General features: G+C 65.2%; 3 protein-coding genes. 1 reads left to right on the top strand and 2 read right to left on the bottom strand.

The window, feature by feature from the left end; translation table 11 throughout:
• Positions 1-177 precede the first annotated feature (177 nt).
• Together NKJ06_RS34980 and NKJ06_RS34985 are read right to left on the bottom strand one after the other, a co-directional pair.
• On the bottom strand, positions 178-528 hold the full coding sequence (locus NKJ06_RS34980; RefSeq protein WP_056588405.1) for a MarR family winged helix-turn-helix transcriptional regulator: 351 nt from the start codon (positions 526-528) through the stop codon (positions 178-180).
• 69 nt (positions 529-597) lie between these two features.
• Positions 598-1,965, bottom strand: coding sequence for a leucyl aminopeptidase family protein (locus NKJ06_RS34985; RefSeq protein WP_352630190.1), 1,368 nt, complete (start codon positions 1,963-1,965; stop codon positions 598-600).
• Between the two features lie 125 nt (positions 1,966-2,090).
• On the opposite strand from NKJ06_RS34985, the gene NKJ06_RS34990 reads away from it, so the two are divergent.
• Positions 2,091-2,912 carry a tetratricopeptide repeat protein gene (locus NKJ06_RS34990; protein ID WP_352630191.1) on the top strand — a complete coding sequence of 274 codons (822 nt, stop codon included), beginning with the start codon at positions 2,091-2,093 and terminating at the stop codon, positions 2,910-2,912.
• Positions 2,913-3,053 lie beyond the last annotated feature (141 nt).

A 3,053-nucleotide genomic window follows, 5' to 3' on the forward strand; every position in this document is an offset into this window, starting at 1 on the left:
CGCGCCCCCGCCGCCGCGGCCGCCAGGCGGCGCGCGCCCCGGCCCCGGCCCCCCCGCGCCGCCCCACCGCCACCCACGGGGCGCCCCGCGACCTCGCCCTGCAGCCGTGCATCGGCAAGGTCGGAACGGAAAGCGTGAAGGCGGGCATCCCTGGCAGTCAAATCGGCAACTCTGAAATTAGATGGGTAACTCGTGAGCCTTGGCGATGATACCATCGCCGAAGCGCTCGACAAAGAGCGCACCCTCGACCGTGCGCCTGATCAGCACATTGCGCTTGTCGAGTTCATCGCGATGGCGCGACACCAGCTTCAGCGCGCCCATCGTGTCGAGCGCGCGGGTGATCACCGGCTTTGTGACATTGAGCCGGGCGGCAAGCCCGCGCACGGTGTGCGGCGGCGGATCGAGATAGATGGTGAATAGGATCGCGGTCTGGCGCATCGTCAGATCGGGCGCGTCGTCGCGCACCTGCGACAGCATCACTTGCTGCCACAGTCGCAAGGCCTGGCTCGGGCGCATCGCAATCGACATCCGAGCAGCATGACGGCAAATTGTTTCGGTTCCGTTTCAGTTGCGGCGATTTGCCGGCTCTGCTTGGAGCTATCCCCCGTAACGTTTCGAGATGATCCGCTCCAGAGCGCGGATGCCTTGCGCCTCGCCGCCTGCGGGGCCATGCGGGCGGTCGGCGGGATTCCAGGCGAAGATATCGAAATGCGCCCAGCCAACGGTCTTTTCGACAAAGCGCTTCAGGAACAGCGCCGCCGTGATCGAGCCGGCGAAACCGTCCGTGGTGACGTTGTTGATGTCGGCGATCTTCGACGACAATTTTGCATCGTAAGGCCGCCATAACGGCATGCGCCACAGCGGATCCTCGGCCGCAACGGAAGCCGCCGCGAGGTCGGATGCCAGCGCTTCGTCGCCGGTATAGAATGGCGGAAGATCGGGGCCTAGCGCGACGCGGGCAGCCCCTGTCAGCGTCGCCATGTCGACCAGAAGCTGCGGCTCCTCGTCATCGGCCAGCGCCAGGGCATCGGCCAGCACCAGCCGTCCTTCGGCGTCCGTGTTGCCGATCTCGACGGACATGCCCTTGCGGCTCTCTAGCACGTCGCCGGGTCGGAAGGCGTTGCCGGCAATCGAATTCTCGACCGCGGGAATGAGCACGCGCAGCCGCAAATTCAGCCCGGCGGCCATGATCATCGAGGCCAGACCAAGAACATTGGCGGCACCGCCCATGTCCTTCTTCATCAACAGCATGCCGGACGACGGCTTGATGTCGAGACCGCCAGTGTCGAAACAGACACCCTTGCCGACCAGCGTCACCTTCGGTGCGCCTTGCTGCCCCCATCGCATGTCGATCAGGCGTGGCGCACCGGCCGACGCACGGCCGACGGCATGGATCATCGGGAAGTTCTGCTCCAGGAGATCGTCACCCTTGACCACCGAGACTTCGGCCTTGTGCCTGCCGGCCAAGGTCCGGACCGCCTTCTCCAAGTCCTCCGGCCCCATGTCGCTGGTCGGCGTGTTGACCAGATCGCGTGTCAGGAAAACGCCATCGGCGATGCGGCGAACGCGCCCCGCATCGACGCCGGCAGGCAGGCCGAAGCGCAGCGCCTTGCCGGGTTTCCTGCCATAGCGGGTGAAGACATAGCCGCCGAGCATCAGCGCGATTGCCGCGAGTTCCGGCTCGGCCGGCGCCGAGGCGAAATGCCAGTCGCCTTCAGGCAGGGCTTTCGACAACGCGCCGAGGGCGAGCGCGCCTTCGCCATCGCCGATACCGAACAAGGCGCCGCCGAGTGCTCCGTTTTCGCCAGGCACGACCAGCGTCCTGCCTGCCTCGCCGGAAAAGCCGTTGGCTCTGGCCCAGGCGACAGCGGCTGGCGCAAGACCGGCTGCGTCCAGGCCGTCCCTGGCGACCAGATGAACCGGCAGTGCGCCCGGCAGTTTCTTCTCGACCAGTTCGACAGGCATTCGATGTTCTCCATGCGGCGGCCCCCGAGTCGCCGTTCTTAACTGTCCGTTAGGGTTAACAGAATATTTCTGCGGGAGGGAAGACGGCCACGCAATGGCCGCGCATGAATGGAGGCCCGGGGCCGATGCCGACTAACCGCAGGATCAACGCCAGGGGAAAACGGCTCATCACCACGGCCCTTGTGCTGGCGCTCGCGGCGGGCGTTGCCGGTTGCGGAACCGACAAGCTCTCCACCGGCTCTATCGGACGCAGCGGCGGCAAACCTCTGGAAACCATGTCGGCCGGAGAACTGCACAATGCCACCGGCGCACTTGGCCAATCCTATGCCAGGAACCCCAACGACAAGCGGATAGCGACAAATTATGCGGCGGCATTGCAGATGGATGGCGACGCCGACCAATCGCTCGCCGTGATGCGCAAACTGGCGATCGCTCTGCCGAAGGATCGTGACGTGCTTGCCTCCTACGGCAAGGCACTGGCGGCCAATGGCCAATTCGAGCCGGCACTCGACGCCGTGCGCCGCGCTCAGACGCCGGAATATCCCGACTGGAGGCTAGTGTCGGCCGAAGCGGCCATTCTCGACCAGATCGGCCAGAAGGCCGATGCGCGCCAGCTCTATCGCAAGGCGCTCGAACTCAAGCCGAACGAGCCTTCGGTGCTCTCCAATCTTGGCATGTCCTATGTGCTGGAAGGGGACCTGCGCACCGCCGAAACCTATATGCGCTCGGCCGCGCAGCAGCCCAACGCGGACAGCCGGGTCCGCCAGAACCTGGCGCTGGTCGTCGGGCTGCAGGGCCGTTTCGACGAAGCCGAAAAGATCGCTTCGCAGGAACTCTCGCCCGAACAGGCGCAGGCCAATGTCGCCTATCTGCGCCAGATGCTGGCCCAGCAGAATGCCTGGAGCCAGCTCAAGGATCAGGACAAGTCAAAGCCCGCGACCAACTGAGGCGACAATCTGCAAAGACCTTGAATGAAGAAGCGGGGGGGCATGAACCGGCGCGTGGTGAGCTAGGCCAGGGTTTTTGCTAGCCCGAAATCCAGGGGTGGCGGTGGGGGAGGGGGACCGCACAAAAGACGCACGCGGCGC

This window comes from Mesorhizobium sp. M0293 (assembly GCF_040321735.1).
Classification (GTDB): domain Bacteria; phylum Pseudomonadota; class Alphaproteobacteria; order Rhizobiales; family Rhizobiaceae; genus Mesorhizobium.

Coding starts and splice junctions, on each gene's coding strand:
- NKJ06_RS34980 (WP_056588405.1), bottom strand. CDS start 528: ATGTCGATTGCGATGCGCCCGAGCCAGGCCTTGCGACTGTGGCAGCAA.
- NKJ06_RS34985 (WP_352630190.1), bottom strand. CDS start 1,965: ATGCCTGTCGAACTGGTCGAGAAGAAACTGCCGGGCGCACTGCCGGTT.
- NKJ06_RS34990 (WP_352630191.1), top strand. CDS start 2,091: ATGCCGACTAACCGCAGGATCAACGCCAGGGGAAAACGGCTCATCACC.